Raw genomic sequence first — 16,532 nt, forward strand, 5'->3', positions numbered from 1 at the left:
CAGTTTCAAGCTTGCCATCATGGAAAGGTCAAGTTTTGGCAAAAACTGCCGGGCTGGCAATCGGCGTCCTGCTCGGCCAAGCTGCACCTATCAGGATTTCATACCGGAGGTTCAGCCATGCGCTGGTCAGCGTTCAGCCTGTTTTGCATGCTCGGTCTTTCAGCAGTGGCCCCCCAGGCATCGGCTGTTGGCGAAGATTATGGTGTGCTGATCATTTCTCGTGAGCGCCTGGAAGTGCCGACCAGTTGCGAAATCGGCATCTACATCGAGGATCAGCTCTCGGCCAGGCTATTCCAAGAGCAAAGCACCTCCTTCAATCTGCCGCCCGGTCGGTTTTCCTTGCGCCTGAAACTGCTGCCTGGCCAGGCCGCGGGTTGCGCCCCGGGCATGCTCGCTCCGGGATCGCAGGACATCACGCTCAAGGCCGGCGACATTCTGAAATACCGAATCGCAGCGAATGGGGAAGGCATGTACCTCAAGCAGGCTGACCTCGGATACTGACGTTGCCCCTAACATGGGGGAGCGAACTTGCTCCCACAGTGCAACGTGCAAGCTTTTGCATTGGCGCTTGACCTTGCCAACATGGCAAGGTTGATCCTGTGGTCGTCCACTACAGGGAGCCTGCCCCATGCCTGAACCCACTATTTTCGATCTGCCGATCTGCGGCATGACCTGCGCCAGCTGCGCCGGGCGAGTCGAGCGAGCGTTGCGCAAGGTGACCGGTGCCAGTGCCGTCAGCGTCAACCTGGCGACGGAACAGGCGCGGGTCCAGGCGCCAGAAGGAAGCCTGCCCGCCTTGATGGAGGCAGTCGAACAAGCAGGTTACGGCGTTCCCGTGCAGACCCTGGAATTGAGCATCGAAGGCATGACCTGCGCCTCTTGCGTTGCACGGGTCGAGCGAGCATTGAGCAAAGTCGCCGGCGTGCATCGCGCCAGCGTGAACTTGGCCAATGAGCGGGCTCACCTCGAATTGCTGGGCCAGATCGACCCGCAAACGCTCCTCGAAGCGGTCAAGCGCGCCGGCTATGACGCCAGTGTCTGGGAGGTGGAACAACCGCGAAAAAACCAGGGCGATCGACTGAACCGCGAGCGGCTGGCACTGATACTGGCAATTTTGCTGTCCCTGCCCTTGGTATTGCCGATGATGTTGCAGCCCTTCGGCGTGAGCTGGATGCTGCCAGCCTGGCTGCAGTTCGCGTTGGCGACGCCCGTCCAATTCATCTTCGGTGCACGTTTCTACGTCGCGGCTTTTAAAGCTGTCCGCGCCGGGGCCGGGAATATGGACCTATTGGTCGCCCTGGGCACCAGCGCCGGTTATGGCCTGAGTCTCTACGAATGGGCGATTGCCCAGCCCGGGAGCATGCCGCACTTGTACTTCGAGGCCTCGGCCGTGGTGATTGCCCTGGTATTGCTCGGCAAATATTTGGAAAGCCGTGCCAAACGACAAACCGCCAGCGCCATCCGCGCCCTCGAAGCCCTGCGACCGGAGCGGGCTGTTCAGGTGATCGACGGCGAGGAACGGGACGTTGCCATCAACGCGCTGCGCTTGAATGACTGGGTGTTGGTCAAGCCTGGCGAGCGATTCCCGGTGGACGGCGAAGTGATCGAAGGCCAGAGCCATGCCGACGAGGCACTGATCAGTGGCGAAAGCCTGCCCGTGCCCAAGCAACCCGGTGACAAGGTCACCGGTGGCGCGATCAATGGCGAAGGTCGTTTGCTGGTGCGCACCCAGGCCCTTGGCGCAGAGACGGTCCTGGCGCGCATCATTCGCCTGGTGGAAGACGCCCAGGCGGCCAAGGCCCCCATCCAGAAGCTGGTGGACAGAGTCAGCCAGGTATTCGTGCCGGTTGTGTTGCTTTTGGCCCTTGCGACATTGGCGGGCTGGTGGCTCTACGGAGCGCCGCTGGAGACAGCACTGATCAACGCCGTCGCCGTGCTGGTGATCGCCTGCCCCTGTGCCCTGGGCCTGGCGACGCCGACAGCGATCATGGCCGGCACCGGCGTCGCCGCGCGCCACGGCATCTTGATCAAGGACGCCGAGGCGCTGGAGCGCGCCCATGACGTGGACACAGTGGTGTTCGACAAAACCGGAACCTTGACATCCGGCGCGCCGCGCATTGATCACTTGGCGGCGCTCGAAGGTGAAGAAAATGCGCTGCTGACAATGGCCGGCGCCCTGCAACGGGGCAGCGAGCATCCGCTGGCCAAAGCAGTGCTGGACGCCTGCGCCGAGCGCGGCTTGAACGTACCGGACATCAGCGATAGCCAGTCGCTTACCGGGCGCGGCATCGCCGGCAGCCTCGACGGGCGCCGACTGGCGCTGGGCAATCGGCGTTTGCTGGAAGAGCTCGGTCCAGACCCCGACTCGCTGGCCGAGGCGGCGCAGGCCTGGGAAACCGAAGGTCGGACGTTGTCCTGGCTGATCGATCAAGGCTCGACACCTCGCGTCCTCGGCCTGTTTGCCTTCGGCGACACACTCAAGCCGGGCGCCTTGGCGGCGGTGGAGGCCTTGAACCAGCGTCATATCACCATCCATCTGCTCACCGGCGATAACCGAGGCAGCGCTCGGGTTGTGGCCCAGGCGCTGGGAATCAACAACATCCACGCCGAAGTATTGCCGGCCGACAAATCCGCCATCGTCGAGCGACTGAGGGGCCATTCGGTGGTGGCGATGGTTGGCGACGGCATCAATGACGCCCCGGCCCTGGCCGCAGCCGACATTGGCATCGCCATGGGCGGCGGCACCGACGTGGCGATGCACGCCGCCGGCATCACGCTGATGCGCGGCGACCCTCGCCTGGTGCCGGCGGCGCTGGATATCAGCCGCAAGACCTACGCAAAGATCCGCCAGAACCTGTTCTGGGCCTTCGTCTATAACCTGGTCGGGATTCCCCTGGCCGCGTTCGGCTTGCTCAACCCGGTGCTGGCCGGCGCGGCCATGGCGCTGTCGAGCGCCAGCGTGGTCAGCAATGCATTACTGTTGAAGTTCTGGACACCCGCAGATCTGGAGGACAAGCGATGAACATCGGCCAAGCGGCCCGCCAGTGTGGCCTTAGCGCGAAGATGATCCGGTATTACGAGTCCATCGGCTTGCTCAAGGCGGCCCATCGCACGGACAGCGGCTACCGGATCTACGGCACCGATGATTTGCACACGCTGGCGTTCATCAAGCGCTCCCGAGACCTGGGGTTTTCCCTGGAGGAAGTCGGCAAACTGTTGACGCTTTGGCAGGACCGCCAACGTGCCAGTGCCGACGTGAAGACCCTGGCCAAGCAACACATCGATGAACTGAACCAGAAAATCCGTGAACTCGCGGAGCTGCGCGATACCCTCCAGGACTTGGTGGAGCACTGCCAGGGCGATCACCGGCCCGACTGCCCGATCCTCAAGGAGCTGGAATCGGGGTGTTGCAAGAAGTGATGCCCGATACCGAACACAAATAAAAAACCCGGCCTGGGCCGGGTTTCTGGGACAACCGATCACTGCATCCAAGGCGGAGGCGGCTCCTCGGTCTTGCCTGGCGGCGCATCGTCGGCGGCGCGCACAGCCTGGCGTCGTTCTTCGTCCAGGCGCGCGGCCTCGATCTCGCGCATGATCCCGCCAACATCCGCCAGCTCTTCGGGCTCGTCGAACTCACCGGTCAACACACTGCCCGGGTGCAACGTGCCGGCTTCATAAAGCGCCCACATTTCCTTGGCGTACCGGGTGCGTTTCAGCTCCGGAGCGAAACGGCCGAAGTAGGACGCCATGTTGCCGACATCCCGCTCCAACATGCTGAAGGCGTGGTTGTTGCCAGCGGCGTCCACCGCTTGCGGCAGATCGATGATGACCGGGCCTGTCGGCGTGAGCAGCACGTTGAACTCCGACAGGTCGCCGTGCACCAGGCCGGTACACAGCATCAGTACGATCTGAGAAATCAGATAGGCGTGATATTCGCGTGCCTGGTCCGGCTCCAGCACGACATCGTTCAGGCGTGGCGCGGCATCGCCATACTCGTCGGCCACCAGTTCCATCAGCAGCACGCCTTCAAGGAAGTCGTACGGCTTGGGCACTCGCACACCGGCGTTGGCCAACCGGAACAACGCAGCCACTTCGGCGTTCTGCCAAGCGTCTTCAGTTTCCTTGCGCCCGAACTTCGAACCTTTTGCCATGGCGCGGGCCTGACGACTGTTACGGACCTTGCGACCTTCCTGGTATTCGGCCGCCTGGCGAAAACTTCGCTTGTTCGCCTCCTTGTAGACCTTGGCGCAACGCAGCTCATTGCCGCAGCGCACCACATAAACAGCTGCTTCTTTGCCACTCATGAGTGGGCGCAGCACCTCGTCGACCAGACCGTCCTCGATCAGGGGTTCAATGCGTTTTGGAGTCTTCATCAGCTTTTATTCTGGGTCCTTTATTACCAAACACGCGAATGACAGGTCGTTATACGGCAATCCTCCCTTCACGGGGAGGGGTTCCGACCTATGAACCCTGAATGCACACACTGTGCCGGATCAGATCAACCGCGCAAGATCATAGCCGAGACCCGGCCCGTCGCAGGTCATTGGATAAGCAAGTATTTGCGACAAGAACTGACAAGGGCTCAATGCGTGAACAGTTCGCCCGGGGTGAAACCGAACAATCCCTTGAATGCCGCGATGAAAGCGGACGTCGACTCATACCCGCAAGACAGCGCCGCGCTGGTCACACTGTCGCCTTTCTCCAGCGATCCCAAGGAGGACAACAGCCGCATGCGTTGGCGCCACGCGCGAAAGTTGAGGCCGGTTTCACGTAGAAACAAACGGGTCAGGGTCTTTTCCGATGTGCCCAGTCGCTCGGCCCAGGCTTGCAGGGTGACGCAGGATTCGGGCTGTTCGATCAACTCGTTGCACAGCTCCAGCAGGCGGGCATGCCGTGGCAGCGGCAGGGAAAAACCCACTTCCGGCAATGCCGCCAACTGGTCCAGCAGCACTTGCACCAGCCGCGCCTCCTGGGTATCGCCTTGCGGGTAGGCGGCGGGAAATTGGCAGAAGACCTTGATCAGCTCTCGCGCCAAGGGCGTGACCTCCAGCACCCGGCAACGCCCATCGCCCCACGGGCAAGCCTGGCGATGCACATAAAGGCTGCGCATTTCCGCACGGGTGGATGTCACGACGTGATGTTCGAGGTCGGCCGGGATCCAGATGCCCCGTTGCGGCGGCGCGAAGAAACTGCCCTCGGCGGTATGAACGCCGAGCACACCGCTGATGGCATAGGAAAACTGCACCCAATCGTGTCGATGCACCTGGGTCCATGAACCCGCATCCAGGCTTTCGACCCGAGCATAAAGTGGCCGAGGCAGTTCCGTCAGATCGGGAATGCGCCGTTCAAGCTGCTGCTGTCCGTTAGTCGGCATTGATTGGCCTTATATCGCAAGACGACTGTTCAGGCCGACGTTAGGCTAAGTAGACTTCTCATACAACTTGCGGTGCCCTATGCACATCCTCAGACACCTCAAACGCCTGGTGACCGACTGGTTCCTGTGCGGCATGTTGCTTGCCACCTTGTTGGCGTATTTCTTTCCCGGATTCGGCGCCACGGGCGGCGCGATGCATGCGGAGTGGGTGGTCAACATCGGCATCTTCGTGGTGTTTTTCCTCCATGGGATCAACTTGTCCGGGGAGCAGGTCCGCCACGGCTTGAAGAACGTCCGGCTGCATTTGATGGTGCAAGGTTTTACCTTCGTCGTGTTTCCCTTGATCTGGCTGATCGGTGATTGGTCATTGGGCCGCCATGTGCCGTCGCTATTGATGCTGGGGTTCTTTTACCTGTGCGCCCTGCCCTCGACCATCTCCTCGTCGGTGGCCCTCACAGGCAGCGCGGGCGGCAACGTGCCGGCGGCGATTCTCAACGCCAGCCTGTCCAGCGTGCTCGGGATTTTCCTGACGCCACTGCTGGTCAGCCTGGTGGTCGGCAGCGGTGCCGGTGGCATCGACCTGGGCTCGACCCTTCTCGATCTGTGCCTGATGTTGCTGCTGCCATTGGTGCTTGGGCAATTCCTGCGGCGCTGGCTGGCCGGTTTCTTCGCCCGATACAAGCGCTATACCAGCATCATCGACAAATTGGTCATCCTGCTGCTGGTGTACGCCGCGTTCTGCAATTCGATGGTTTCCGGGATCTGGCGACAACAAGGCAATGGCGTGCTTGTCAGCGCGGTGCTCGGCAGCGCCGTACTGCTGGCCATTATCCTGTGGATGACCACCCGCACCGCCCGCGCTCTGCGGTTCAGCAACGCCGATGAAATCGCTGCAGTGTTCTGCGCGAGCAAAAAATCCCTGGCCGCCGGGGTGCCGATGGCGGCGTTGATCTTCGGCACCGATCCCGGCCTGGGGCTGATCCTGCTGCCGATCATGATCTATCACCCCATGCAACTGATCGTCTGTTCGATCCTCGCCGAACGCTACGCCAGCCGCCAGCGAGCCCAGGCTGCGCCCACGCGCGAGGCGATGGTCAGCGCTCGATGATCGCCGTCACACCTTGGCCGGCCGCCGCGCAGATGGAAATCAGGCCCCGGCCCTTCCCGGCCGCGTCCAGCAGTTTGGCCAGGTTGGCGACGATACGGCCGCCCGTCGCGGCGAATGGATGCCCGGCGGCCAATGAGCTGCCTTTCACATTCAATCGGCTGCGGTCGAGGGCGCCCAGCGGCGTGTCGAGGCCCAGCCGGGATCTGCAGTAATCCGGGTCCTCCCAGGCCTTCAATGTACACAAGACCTGGGCCGCGAACGCCTCGTGGATTTCGTAGTAGTCGAAATCCTGCAACGTCAGGCCGTTGCGTGCCAACAAGCGCGGCACCGCATAGACCGGCGCCATCAGCAGGCCTTCAGCGCCGTTGACGAAATCCACCGCTGCCGTTTCACCGTCACGCAGGTAGGCCAGGATTGGCAGTCCGCGGGCGTTCGCCCACTCTTCGCTGCCCAACAATACCAGGGAGGCACCATCGGTCAGCGGCGTGGAATTGCCTGCGGTCAGCGTGCCCTTGGCGCTTTTTTCAAAGGCCGGCTTGAGGGACGCGAGCTTGTCCAGGGTCAGGTCCGGGCGCAGGTTGTTGTCGCGGGTCAGGCCCAGGAACGGCGTCATCAAATCGTTATGCCAGCCTTCGGCATAGGAAGCGGCCATTTTCTGATGACTTTCCAGGGCCAGACGGTCCTGCTCGTCTCGGGGAATCTGCCAGGTCTGCGCCATCAACTCGCAATGCTCGCCCATGCTCAGGCCCGTGCGCGGTTCGTTGATGCGCGGCAGGTCGGGAACCAAGTGTTGGGGACGCAGTTGCAGAAAAGCCTTGATCTTATCGGCGGTGGTCTTGGAGCGATTGGCTTGCAGCAGGATCCTGCGCAGCCCCTCATTGACACCGATGGGCGCGTCGGAGGTAGTGTCCACGCCGCCGGCGATGGCGCTGTCGATCTGGCCCAGGGCGATTTTGTTCGCCACCAGCAGCACGGTTTCTAGCCCCGTGCCGCACGCCTGTTGCACGTCATAGGCCGGGGTGCTGGGTGCCAGCCGTGAGCCGAGCACGCATTCGCGAGTCAGGTTCATGTCCCGGGAAAACTTGAGCACCGCCCCCGCGGCCATTTCCCCGATGTGAGCACCGTGCAGGTTGTAGCGCTCGATCAAACCTTCGAGCGCAGCCGTCAGCATCGCCTGGTTGCTGGCGGTGGCATAGGGCCCGTTGGAGCGGGCGAACGGAATGCGGTTACCACCGATGATCGCGACGCGGCGTAGCTGTGCCATGAAGAACTCCCCTGTATGCGCGAATGTGTGAAATTGGCCTGCGGTAACGTGCCCAGCCACAAGCTTAGGCTTTATCCGGGCGATCGAACGACCAATTGCCAAACATGGTCCACACTTGGAACCTCATCAGCCGGAGTGTGTTCCATGTCAGACCGTTACATAGACTTCGCCAACTCGCCCATTGGCCTGCGTCTGGTTGGCGCTCTGGGCTTGCCCTCCCCGGTGCGCCTCGAACGCTGGCAGGCCGGGCGGCTGCGGCCTATCGAGGGCGCCTTGCTGTTGGGCGGTGGCCCCCTGACCGAACAGGTCGCCACGTTCGCCAAGCGCTTGACCGACGCGATTTTCATCTACGGTGGCGAACCGACGCTGGCGACCGAATGGATCCCCGGCCACGGCCCGAAAATCAAGGCGGTGGTGTACGACGCCAGCCATCTGGTGCAGGTCGAGCAGCTCAAGCAGTTGCGCGAATTCTTCCAGCCCCTCATGAAAAACCTCGACCACAGCGCCCATGTCGTCATCCTCGGTCGCGCCCCGGAAAGCCTCGATGACCCGTTTGCCGCCAGTGCGCAACGGGCGCTGGAAGGCTTCAGCCGCTCCCTGGCCAAGGAGTTGCGCCATGGCGGGACGCTGCAGTTGCTTTATGTCGGTGACGGCGCCGAAGCGCAGTTGGAGGGGGCCCTGCGGTTTTTCCTGTCGCCCAAGAGTGCCTACGTTTCCGGGCAGGTTATCCGCCTCAAGGTCTGCCAGACCCAGGTCCAGGATTGGACGCGACCGCTCACCGGGCTCAAGGCGCTGGTAACCGGCGCCGCCCGTGGCATCGGCGCGTCCATCGCCGAAACCCTGGCCCGTGACGGCGCCGATGTGATCCTGCTCGATGTCCCGCAAGCCAAGGCTGACCTGGACGCCCTGGCCGCGCGCCTGAGTGGGCGCAGCGTGACGCTGGACATCTGCGCCGAAGATGCCGCCGCGCAGTTGATCGAACACCTGCCCGACGGCGTCGACATCGTGGTGCACAACGCCGGCATCACCCGGGACAAGACCCTCGCCAACATGACGCCCGAGTTCTGGGACGCGGTGCTGGCGGTCAACCTCAACGCGCCGCAGGTGCTGACCAAGGCCCTGCTCGACAGCGGCACCCTGCGGGACAATGGCCGGATCGTGTTGCTTGCCTCCATCAGCGGCATCGCCGGCAATCGCGGCCAGACCAACTATGCCGCGAGCAAGGCCGGGCTGATCGGCCTCGCCCAAGCCTGGGCGCCTGGCCTGGAGGCGCGGGGAATCAGCATCAACGCGGTGGCACCGGGCTTTATCGAGACACGCATGACCGCCGACATTCCCTTCGCCCTGCGTGAAGCCGGGCGCCGCATGAGTTCGCTGGGCCAGGGCGGCTTGCCCCAGGACGTCGCCGAAGCCGTGGCCTGGCTGGCACAACCAGGCACCGGCGCCGTAACCGGGCAGGCGCTGCGCGTGTGCGGGCAAAGCTTGTTGGGGGCGTGACCATGACGATCCAATGGCAGGAAATAAACACCGCCCCTTCGATGTCAGGGCTGTACGCCAAGGCCGCGACTCGCCGCAAGATCACCGGCACGGTCCTGCCTGACGTCGGGCTGCGCCAAGTGATCCAGGTCGACCAAAAGAACCTGGCGGCCTATCGCAAAGTGTGTGGTTTCAGCGAAAGCGGACTATTGCCGCCGACCTATCCACACGTGCTGGCGTTCGCCTTACAGATGCAATTGCTGACCGCCCGGGATTTCCCGTTCCCATTGCTGGGCTTGATCCACCTGAACAACCGCATCCGCGTGCTGCGGCCCATGGGCGGTGTCAGCCAGGTGCGGGCGAGCGTCAACGTCGAGAACCTGCAGCCTCATGCCAAGGGGGCGGTATTCGATCTGGTGACCCGTATCGAAGATCAGTTGGGCCCCTTGTGGCAGGCACAAAGCCAGATGCTCTGCAAAGGCGTCCAGCTTGACGGCGCATTGGCCGAGGACTCATCCGAGGACAGCCCCGAGTTGACGCAAGTGACACGCTGGACCGCACCCGTGGATATTGGCCGGCAATACGCCAAGGTGTCAGGCGACTACAACCCGATCCACCTGAGCGGCGCCAGCGCCCGGTTGTTCGGCTTCCCCACTGCCATCGCCCATGGTCTGTGGAACAAGGCAAGGACGTTGGCGGCGCTCGATGATCATTTGCCCGAAGCCAATATCGAAATCGACGTAACGTTCAAGAAGCCGGTGCGCCTGCCCAGCGAGGTGACATTGTTGGCGAGCGCGGCCGGTTCTAGCGGGCAATTGCGATTGGTGGGGGCTGGTGAGCTGGAGCATATGCTGGGAAGTTGGCAGCCGGTTGCTTGAGTATTTCCACCCAACCTATAGGTCAACCAATCAACGCGGTGGGTAGTTGGACAGGATCCGCCCCACCGTCTCGCGCACCTTCGCGCTGCGATCCATCGGGTTGGGTGAATCACTGAGCAATTGCTCGTCGCTGCCACGCCAGACAAGCTTGCCATCCTTGCCGTCGAGCAGGTCGATCTGCACGGTGGCGACCTTGTAGCTGAGGTTACGGGTTTCGTTGTACATCGGTCCGCCCCAATAACCATTCCATGGGCCGCCCCAACCGCCGCCATAGTTGGTCGTCACCTGTTGCTGGCGATCCTCGACGATCAGGTAGGCCTGGACCTGCACATCGCCCCGCGCGCCGCCCGTAGCCGGACGCAGGCCACGCTGGTCGAGTTGATCGGCGACCGCCTGGCGGATGCGCTGTTCGGTCAGGTCGCTCTTGATGCGCGGATCGTCCGGGCGATATTGCAACGCCGGCTCCTTCCAGCTCCAGCTGCGGTAGGCCGCGAAGTCGCGGCTGGTGTCGAAATCATGATTGACCTGGTTGGAAGCGCAGGCGCTGAGCAACAGGGCAAGGGCAAGCGGGACAAGACGGCGAAACATGGTTTTTTCTCCGTTGTTTGAATCAACTGGGAGGATAGGCCGACATGGCCTTTTCCACCGCGTCACGAATGGCATCGGTGCGCTCGCTCTGATTGCCGCGCTGGCTGGTCTCGGCGCTGGCGCTCCACACGGGCTGGCCATTTCGGGCGTCGAACAGATCGACCCGAACCACCACGACCTGCTCCTGATAGGTGCGCATCACGGGAATGGTGTTGTACATGCCATAACCCGGCCCGTAGCGGTTGTAGCCGCCGTAATAGCCCGCGTCATAGTCGTCCCGGACCTGCCGCAGCCGGGTTTCCAGGCGCAGGTCGGCACTGACGAAGAGGTCCGCCGGGCGATTGTCATGCAGCGGACGCAGCCCGCGTTGGTCCAACGCTGCGCTTACCGCTTCGGCCACCTGGGCCGAATCCGCCCAGGCAGTACCCGGCGGCAACCGACCGTTGAGCCAGGCCCAACTGCGATAGCGGCCATAGTCACGGGGCGGCGCCGGATAGGCGCTGCGATCGAACACTTTGGCGGCCTCGGGCGGCGCCGGCGGCAACGGATTGGAAGTCGCGACATACGGATTGTCGCTCTGGCAGGCTGCCAGCCCGAGGCATAACACCAATAATCCTGAACGACCTTTCATTTCGCTCTCCGACTGCTCTTCCGGATCAGAGGGGACGACAGACCCAATGCAGGTAGCGTCCCAACCCGGCAAACGCTGGGTGGCGCCGGTGGGCCAGTTCCATTTCCAGCAATTGCGCGAGTTCTACGCGGCCCTGGAATTGCACCGGCATGTAGTCATGAAAAACCCGCACGCCACTTTGAATTTCGACCTGCCACAGGTCTTCAAGTTGCGCCGCCAATTCGCGAGGATCAAGGGGTTGTTGCGGGGTCAGGCTCTGTTTTTCACCGGCCAGGTCGTTTTTGCGCAACTTGCGGAAATGCCCTTTGAGCAAGTTTCGATAAACCAGCGCGTCGCGGTTGTAGAACGCCAACGACAACCAGCCGCCAGACGCCGTCAGTTGATGCAGAACCGGCAGGATCGCGTGGGGCTCGGCCAGCCACTCCAGCACCGCGTGACACAGCACCAGATCGTACGGTTCGGTGAGCTGGCCGAGCAGGTCCTGCCACGGCGCCTGAATGAACGTTGCGTCCTGGCCGGCCTCGGCAAACCGCTGACGGGCACCCTCAAGCATGGGCTCGGCCGGTTCAGCCAAGGTCACCTGGTGACCACGCTCGGCCAGCCACAGTGACATGTGCCCCAGGCCCGCGCCAACATCCAGAATACGCAACGGGCGGTCAGGCAAGGCTTCAAGCAAATCGGCCTGGAGCACCGCCAGGCGGATCGCCCCCTTGGCCCCGCCGTAGATTTTTTCCGCGAAACGCGTGGCGAGCTGGTCGAAATGACGGTCACTCATGGGGCGAACCGCCGCTCGCTGTCGGCCAATTTGCCGCGCACCACGGCGTCCATATCCAAGCCCAACTCGCTGCACAGCAGCAACAGGTACAACACAATGTCACCGACTTCCTGCCCGGCGTGGGCCAGTTTATCCGCGGGCAGCTGGCGCGACTGGTCCTCGGTCAGCCATTGGAAAATCTCGACCAGCTCGGCCATCTCGACGCTGGCGGCCATGGCGAGGTTCTTCGGGCTGTGGAATTGCCGCCAATCGTTACGGTCACGAATGGCATGCAGGCGTTCGGTCAGTTCAACAAGGTTCATCGGGTTCTCCTGAATGCGCATAGCTTCGGGGCGATGACGAGGGAAGGCAAGCGTCTCGGTACGAAGCGGTGAATTGCTCCATAATCGAACGATCGCAGCCGCCACAACTCCTACAGTCAGGAGCCGACGGCTCGATTCCGATTCCTCTCCATCAGGATGCAAACATGCAGGTAGAAAGTTTCTTCGAATGGCTCGGCCAGGCGCTCGGTTCGGTGATCCGTTTCATCGTCGACCTGCTCAGCGGGCTGTTCAACACCTTGGCCAATGCCGGTGGCAATTTTGTCGATGGCCTGTCCCGCACGCTTGGCATGGACACCTCGATCATCAGCATCGTCGCACTGATCCTCGGGCTGATGCTGCTGTATTCGGCGATCCGCGCCTTTATGCGGGCCTCGATTGTCATGGGCATTATCTGGCTGGTATTGGGGTTGTGGTTGCTGAGCTGGATCATCCACTGAAGACAAACAGGGCGACATCAGGAACGAACGCTGCGATAACGCTACAATCGCGCTCCATCAAGGAGCCACCATGTCCAACCTGATCGCCGACTGGCGCGACCGCCTCACCCACCGTCGGGTATGGGCGCTGGCCGCGCCAATGATTCTCTCGAATATATCCGTACCGCTGGTAGCACTGGTGGACAGTACCGTCATCGGCCACTTGCCCCATGCCCATCAGTTGGGCGCGGTGGCGGTCGGGGCGAGTCTGTACACGGTGCTGGCCTGGGCCATGGGGTTCTTGCGCATGGGCTCGACCGGGTTCGCCGCCCAGGCAGCCGGGCGTGGCGATGGCGCTGCGCTGCGGCAGGTCTTGCTGCAAGGACTCTTGCTGGCGTTGGGGCTGTCGGTGGTGCTCGGGGCGGTCGGGGTTCCGTTGAGCGACGTGGCATTGCACTTCATGCAGCCCTCGGCCGAGCTCGACCAATTGACCCGGGATTTCTTCCACACCCGGCTTTTCGGCTTGCCGGCGGCGCTGGCCAGTTACGCGCTGGTGGGCTGGTTCCTTGGCGCCCAGAACGCCCGCGCACCGTTGACGATCCTGTTGGTCACCAACCTGGTGAACATCGCCTTGAACCTGTGGTTCGTGATCGGCCTGGATTGGGGCGTGACGGGTTCGGCACGCGCCTCGGTCATCGCCGAGTGGGCGGGCGCGCTGGTGGGCCTGGCCCTGGCCCGAAGGACGCTGCGCGCCTGGCCAGGGCGGATCGCCTGGGCCGCCCTGAGCCTGTGGCAGAGCTGGCGACCGCTGCTGGCGGTAAACCGGGACATTTTCATCCGCAGCCTGGTGCTGCAATCGGTGTTTTTCCTGATCACCGTGCAAGGCGCGCGGCTGGGGGACGCGACGGTGGCGGCCAATGCGCTGCTGCTCAATGGCCTGCTGCTTACCGCCCATGCCCTGGATGGCCTGGCCCATGCGGTGGAAGCGCTATGCGGCCACGCCATTGGCGCTCGCGACCGCCTGGCCCTGCGCCGTTCGCTGGTAGTCGCCTGCGGTTGGTCCTTGATCGCGAGCGTCGGGTTCGCACTGCTGTTTCTGCTGGCCGGACATTTGTTCATCGACATGCAGACCGACATTGCCGACGTGCGCGACACCGCTTACCGCTACCTGCCTTACCTGGCAACGCTGCCATTGATTGCCGTGTGGAGCTATCTGCTCGATGGCCTGTTCATCGGCGCCACCCGCGCCCGGGAAATGCGCAACGGCATGCTCCTGACCCTGTTGCTGGTGTTGCCGCTGGCCTGGGCGCTGCAAGGACTCGGCAACCACGGACTGTGGATCACTTTCCTGTTGTTCATGACGGTGCGCAGCCTGACGCTCGGGACGGTCGCCTGGCTCTTGCACCGTCGGGGCGGCTGGGTCGATGCCGAAACTCGATGATGTTCAGCCCTGTTTGCCTTGCCAGAGGCGTCGCAAATGATCGAGACGTTCTCGCTGGGAACCACCAGGCAGCCCCGGCACGGGCTCGGCATCGGGGTATTGCAAGCGCAGCCATAACCAGCCGTCGAGAACGGCCTGCTCGCTGAACCCCAGCTTGCGCCCCTGTTGCACGTAGTCCCAGAGCACCCAATAGTCATGGCCAGTGGAGCGAGACCATCGCCAGACGTGACGTTCCAGGAAGCACTCCTGCAATTTGACCTGTTGCCTGTCGCTGAGGCCATGCTCGTTTTCCAGCGCAGGCACCGCAAGCCTGGGATTGGAGAGCTGTTGCCACCCCTGGCACCCCATCGTCCGATCGGACCAGGTGCCACCGAACCAGCGCAACAGGCTGATCGGTCCCAGCCAGCAACTGAGCTCCCGGGGATCGCAGGCATCGAAGAAATAGCTGGCGGTGTGCGGGTTGTAATAACTCAGGAAGGCCTTGTAATGCAGGCCCAGCGTCACCGTCAGCATGCGCCGCAAATGTACCAGCAAGGACTCGGCTGGCGTCGAGGTCACCAACAGCAACCCGGGCCAGGATCGAGCGTCCAGATGGCACAGGCTGGCCAGCGCAGGCGATTGCCTAAGATCCACCAACAACGGGCCGTGTGATCTCGCTCCGTCGAACTCGGTTCCCTCGAACAGGGCAAAACGCGGCACCTCGGCAAACTGTTCCTTCAGGCGCTGTGCGGCCTCGGGCGCGTCCGGAACGTCTAACAGCAGCCATTGGGGAGCGGGACCCGGCAAGGTGGCCACATTCATGGCGCCGCGCCCGCGCCCTGTCCCATCACCATGCGACAGGTACACACCGGCTGCGCACAAGGGCTGAAACGCCCCCCGCCTGGCAAAAGGCACAGCAAGACCAGTGGCTCACCATCCTTGATTGCGGACAACATGGATGAATCGACTCCCGAAGCCCCGGGAATTTCCCCGGCAGGCGCGGTGGGAGGAAGCGCCTGCGTTGACTGCGCGCCGGGGGCGCCACCCAGGAATGCGCTGACCAGGGGACGGTCCGGGTCGCCCTCGATAAAACTCACCAGAACCTCGGTGCCCTCGGCAATCGTCCCCACGCCACGCGCCGCAAGCTCGGGTGCCAAGGGCAGCCAGCAATGGCTGGGGATGGCGCCCTCTCCCTGATAGGCCCAGTCGAACTGCACCGCCACTCGCCCGGCCACTCGCGGCTCATCCACTTCCACGACCCAGCCGCGTTGCCTGCTCACCATGACAGGCTTGTCCGGCGCCCTGTCCACCAAGAAGGGCATCCCCCAGGGAATGGCCTGGAAAAGATTGCCATAACCGCCCGCATGACCGTGGTGTTCAACCTGCGTCAATAACCAGCCCTGGTTCCACTTTCCATGAGGATGGCCCTTCAGCGACAGGATCTGGCCGGCGTGCAAGTGCGTCAGATCGCTACGGCCCTGGGCGACCAAAGCTCCGTGGATATCCGCCTTCACCGTGAACGCACGCACTGCGCGGGCCCGCCCTTCAACACTGTACAAAGCCTTGTCCATCGTCGGAACGTTGCCCGCCGTATCCGCAAAAACCAGGCATTTCCCGTCCCGGGTGTGATCGAAATGAAAGTGGATACCCGCCTGGGCGCACATTCGTTGTAGGAAATGCAGGTCGGATTCGCGGTACTGGGTATACAGATCCAACGAAGGATAAGCGTTGCTCAGATCCAGGCACAGGCTGCGGCCGTTGATACCATGCCCGCCCAGGACCTGGCGGATGATCTGTGGCACCGAGCAGGCATTGAAGACCCGTTGACTGAAACGCTGCGCAAGGCTCGCCAGCTTCGGCCCGATGCGTACCCGGCAGCTCTCGCCATGGCGGTGGACGATTTCGTGAAGTCGCCCGTGGATGCCTTGATCCTTGGTTCCGAAGCTCAGCCAGACGTTGCGGTACAGCAACCCAGCCATGTCCAGGGCCATGTCGCTGACCGACAGCTCCACTTCGAAAACGAAGGGTTCGCTGATGGCTTCATTGCCTGTTAAGGCTACGACGACGAAAGGTTCGGACAGACCGGCTATCTCCAGACGAAAAGGTAGCTCGCAGGCTGGATCGGACATCGGCGTTTTCTCTACAGGAGGGGCGACCGGGCATTCTCGCCGACAGCAGAGGACGAGTAGAGGGCTCAAGGACTATTTAGGAAAGGGACTACATGAAATTAGGACGCCGTCAGCTAAACGGCATCAATAGGCCGATAAACGCGGCGCACG

17 protein-coding genes are annotated in these 16,532 nt (G+C 62.7%); 8 read left to right on the forward strand and 9 right to left on the reverse strand.

Going from position 1 to position 16,532, the window contains the following annotated elements; translation table 11 throughout:
• Positions 1-117: 117 nt before the first annotated feature.
• From DOCECA_RS19060 to cueR, 3 genes are all read left to right on the forward strand, one after another.
• Complete coding sequence (locus DOCECA_RS19060) at positions 118-501, forward strand: hypothetical protein (RefSeq protein WP_434560831.1); 384 nt, start codon at positions 118-120, stop codon at positions 499-501.
• Positions 502-628: 127 nt separating this feature from the next.
• Complete coding sequence (locus DOCECA_RS19065) at positions 629-3,022, forward strand: heavy metal translocating P-type ATPase (protein WP_434607937.1); 2,394 nt, start codon at positions 629-631, stop codon at positions 3,020-3,022.
• Positions 3,019-3,420, forward strand: a complete 402-nt coding sequence (gene cueR / locus DOCECA_RS19070) for a Cu(I)-responsive transcriptional regulator (protein ID WP_445570934.1) — start codon at positions 3,019-3,021, stop codon at positions 3,418-3,420. Before DOCECA_RS19065 ends, cueR begins: the two co-directional genes overlap by 4 nt.
• A gap of 59 nt (positions 3,421-3,479) precedes the next feature.
• Here cueR and DOCECA_RS19075 read toward each other — a convergent pair whose 3' ends face one another.
• The gene (locus DOCECA_RS19075; RefSeq protein WP_039593547.1) at positions 3,480-4,373 is read right to left on the reverse strand and encodes a PA4780 family RIO1-like protein kinase; all 894 of its coding nucleotides are present in this window, start codon (positions 4,371-4,373) and stop codon (positions 3,480-3,482) included.
• A gap of 209 nt (positions 4,374-4,582) precedes the next feature.
• Entirely contained in the window at positions 4,583-5,374 is a 792-nt protein-coding gene (locus DOCECA_RS19080; RefSeq protein WP_434607943.1) for an AraC family transcriptional regulator, read from the reverse strand.
• Between the two features lie 79 nt (positions 5,375-5,453).
• Between DOCECA_RS19080 and DOCECA_RS19085 the strand changes: the two genes are divergently transcribed.
• On the forward strand, positions 5,454-6,482 hold the full coding sequence (locus DOCECA_RS19085) for a bile acid:sodium symporter family protein (RefSeq protein WP_434607947.1): 1,029 nt from the start codon (positions 5,454-5,456) through the stop codon (positions 6,480-6,482).
• On the opposite strand, the gene DOCECA_RS19090 is transcribed toward DOCECA_RS19085, so the two are convergent.
• The gene (locus DOCECA_RS19090; RefSeq protein ID WP_420766292.1) at positions 6,469-7,746 is read right to left on the reverse strand and encodes an acetyl-CoA C-acetyltransferase; all 1,278 of its coding nucleotides are present in this window, start codon (positions 7,744-7,746) and stop codon (positions 6,469-6,471) included. The two genes, DOCECA_RS19085 and DOCECA_RS19090, sit on opposite strands and share 14 nt — an antisense overlap.
• A gap of 144 nt (positions 7,747-7,890) precedes the next feature.
• Here DOCECA_RS19090 and DOCECA_RS19095 point away from each other — a divergent pair, with 144 nt between their 5' ends.
• Both DOCECA_RS19095 and DOCECA_RS19100 read left to right on the forward strand, forming a co-directional pair.
• The gene (locus DOCECA_RS19095; protein ID WP_434649055.1) at positions 7,891-9,243 is read left to right on the forward strand and encodes a 3-oxoacyl-ACP reductase; all 1,353 of its coding nucleotides are present in this window, start codon (positions 7,891-7,893) and stop codon (positions 9,241-9,243) included.
• A 2-nt stretch (positions 9,244-9,245) separates the two neighbouring features.
• A complete protein-coding gene (locus DOCECA_RS19100; RefSeq protein WP_434649057.1) occupies positions 9,246-10,100 on the forward strand; it encodes a MaoC/PaaZ C-terminal domain-containing protein in 855 nt (284 codons plus the stop codon).
• Positions 10,101-10,130: 30 nt separating this feature from the next.
• Here DOCECA_RS19100 and DOCECA_RS19105 read toward each other — a convergent pair whose 3' ends face one another.
• The 4 genes from DOCECA_RS19105 to DOCECA_RS19120 are packed head-to-tail and all read right to left on the reverse strand — an operon-like array spanning position 10,131 to position 12,396.
• Complete coding sequence (locus DOCECA_RS19105; RefSeq protein ID WP_434649059.1) at positions 10,131-10,688, reverse strand: DUF4136 domain-containing protein; 558 nt, start codon at positions 10,686-10,688, stop codon at positions 10,131-10,133.
• 22 nt (positions 10,689-10,710) lie between these two features.
• A complete protein-coding gene (locus DOCECA_RS19110; protein ID WP_434607954.1) occupies positions 10,711-11,319 on the reverse strand; it encodes a DUF4136 domain-containing protein in 609 nt (202 codons plus the stop codon).
• 25 nt (positions 11,320-11,344) lie between these two features.
• Positions 11,345-12,094, reverse strand: a complete 750-nt coding sequence (locus DOCECA_RS19115) for a methyltransferase (protein WP_434560847.1) — start codon at positions 12,092-12,094, stop codon at positions 11,345-11,347.
• Entirely contained in the window at positions 12,091-12,396 is a 306-nt protein-coding gene (locus DOCECA_RS19120) for a MazG-like family protein (protein ID WP_420766286.1), read from the reverse strand. Before DOCECA_RS19120 ends, DOCECA_RS19115 begins: the two co-directional genes overlap by 4 nt.
• A gap of 164 nt (positions 12,397-12,560) precedes the next feature.
• On the opposite strand from DOCECA_RS19120, the gene DOCECA_RS19125 reads away from it, so the two are divergent.
• Together DOCECA_RS19125 and DOCECA_RS19130 are read left to right on the forward strand one after the other, a co-directional pair.
• Positions 12,561-12,854, forward strand: a complete 294-nt coding sequence (locus DOCECA_RS19125) for a hypothetical protein (protein ID WP_420766285.1) — start codon at positions 12,561-12,563, stop codon at positions 12,852-12,854.
• A 70-nt stretch (positions 12,855-12,924) separates the two neighbouring features.
• Positions 12,925-14,274, forward strand: coding sequence for an MATE family efflux transporter (locus DOCECA_RS19130; protein ID WP_420766284.1), 1,350 nt, complete (start codon positions 12,925-12,927; stop codon positions 14,272-14,274).
• A 3-nt stretch (positions 14,275-14,277) separates the two neighbouring features.
• On the opposite strand, the gene DOCECA_RS19135 is transcribed toward DOCECA_RS19130, so the two are convergent.
• Together DOCECA_RS19135 and DOCECA_RS19140 are read right to left on the reverse strand one after the other, a co-directional pair.
• Positions 14,278-15,075 (reverse strand): DUF4123 domain-containing protein, encoded by a 798-nt coding sequence (locus tag DOCECA_RS19135; protein WP_434560851.1) that lies wholly within the window; start codon positions 15,073-15,075, stop codon positions 14,278-14,280.
• Complete coding sequence (locus DOCECA_RS19140) at positions 15,072-16,382, reverse strand: type VI secretion system Vgr family protein (protein ID WP_434649061.1); 1,311 nt, start codon at positions 16,380-16,382, stop codon at positions 15,072-15,074. The genes DOCECA_RS19135 and DOCECA_RS19140 overlap by 4 nt, the downstream gene beginning before the upstream one ends.
• Between the last annotated feature and the right edge of the window lie 150 nt (positions 16,383-16,532).

The organism is Pseudomonas sp. E102 (genome assembly GCF_052660185.1).

What these genes read in the sequence shown, in the direction of transcription:
- DOCECA_RS19080 (WP_434607943.1), bottom strand. Translation starts at nt 5,374, where the DNA reads ATGCCGACTAACGGACAGCAGCAGCTTGAACGGCGCATTCCCGATCTG.
- DOCECA_RS19065 (WP_434607937.1), top strand. Translation starts at nt 629, where the DNA reads ATGCCTGAACCCACTATTTTCGATCTGCCGATCTGCGGCATGACCTGC.
- DOCECA_RS19125 (WP_420766285.1), top strand. Translation starts at nt 12,561, where the DNA reads ATGCAGGTAGAAAGTTTCTTCGAATGGCTCGGCCAGGCGCTCGGTTCG.
- DOCECA_RS19135 (WP_434560851.1), bottom strand. Translation starts at nt 15,075, where the DNA reads ATGAATGTGGCCACCTTGCCGGGTCCCGCTCCCCAATGGCTGCTGTTA.
- DOCECA_RS19110 (WP_434607954.1), bottom strand. Translation starts at nt 11,319, where the DNA reads ATGAAAGGTCGTTCAGGATTATTGGTGTTATGCCTCGGGCTGGCAGCC.
- DOCECA_RS19115 (WP_434560847.1), bottom strand. Translation starts at nt 12,094, where the DNA reads ATGAGTGACCGTCATTTCGACCAGCTCGCCACGCGTTTCGCGGAAAAA.
- DOCECA_RS19060 (WP_434560831.1), top strand. Translation starts at nt 118, where the DNA reads ATGCGCTGGTCAGCGTTCAGCCTGTTTTGCATGCTCGGTCTTTCAGCA.
- DOCECA_RS19095 (WP_434649055.1), top strand. Translation starts at nt 7,891, where the DNA reads ATGTCAGACCGTTACATAGACTTCGCCAACTCGCCCATTGGCCTGCGT.
- DOCECA_RS19120 (WP_420766286.1), bottom strand. Translation starts at nt 12,396, where the DNA reads ATGAACCTTGTTGAACTGACCGAACGCCTGCATGCCATTCGTGACCGT.
- DOCECA_RS19105 (WP_434649059.1), bottom strand. Translation starts at nt 10,688, where the DNA reads ATGTTTCGCCGTCTTGTCCCGCTTGCCCTTGCCCTGTTGCTCAGCGCC.
- DOCECA_RS19130 (WP_420766284.1), top strand. Translation starts at nt 12,925, where the DNA reads ATGTCCAACCTGATCGCCGACTGGCGCGACCGCCTCACCCACCGTCGG.
- DOCECA_RS19085 (WP_434607947.1), top strand. Translation starts at nt 5,454, where the DNA reads ATGCACATCCTCAGACACCTCAAACGCCTGGTGACCGACTGGTTCCTG.
- DOCECA_RS19090 (WP_420766292.1), bottom strand. Translation starts at nt 7,746, where the DNA reads ATGGCACAGCTACGCCGCGTCGCGATCATCGGTGGTAACCGCATTCCG.
- DOCECA_RS19140 (WP_434649061.1), bottom strand. Translation starts at nt 16,382, where the DNA reads ATGTCCGATCCAGCCTGCGAGCTACCTTTTCGTCTGGAGATAGCCGGT.
- DOCECA_RS19100 (WP_434649057.1), top strand. Translation starts at nt 9,246, where the DNA reads ATGACGATCCAATGGCAGGAAATAAACACCGCCCCTTCGATGTCAGGG.
- DOCECA_RS19075 (WP_039593547.1), bottom strand. Translation starts at nt 4,373, where the DNA reads ATGAAGACTCCAAAACGCATTGAACCCCTGATCGAGGACGGTCTGGTC.
- cueR (WP_445570934.1), top strand. Translation starts at nt 3,019, where the DNA reads ATGAACATCGGCCAAGCGGCCCGCCAGTGTGGCCTTAGCGCGAAGATG.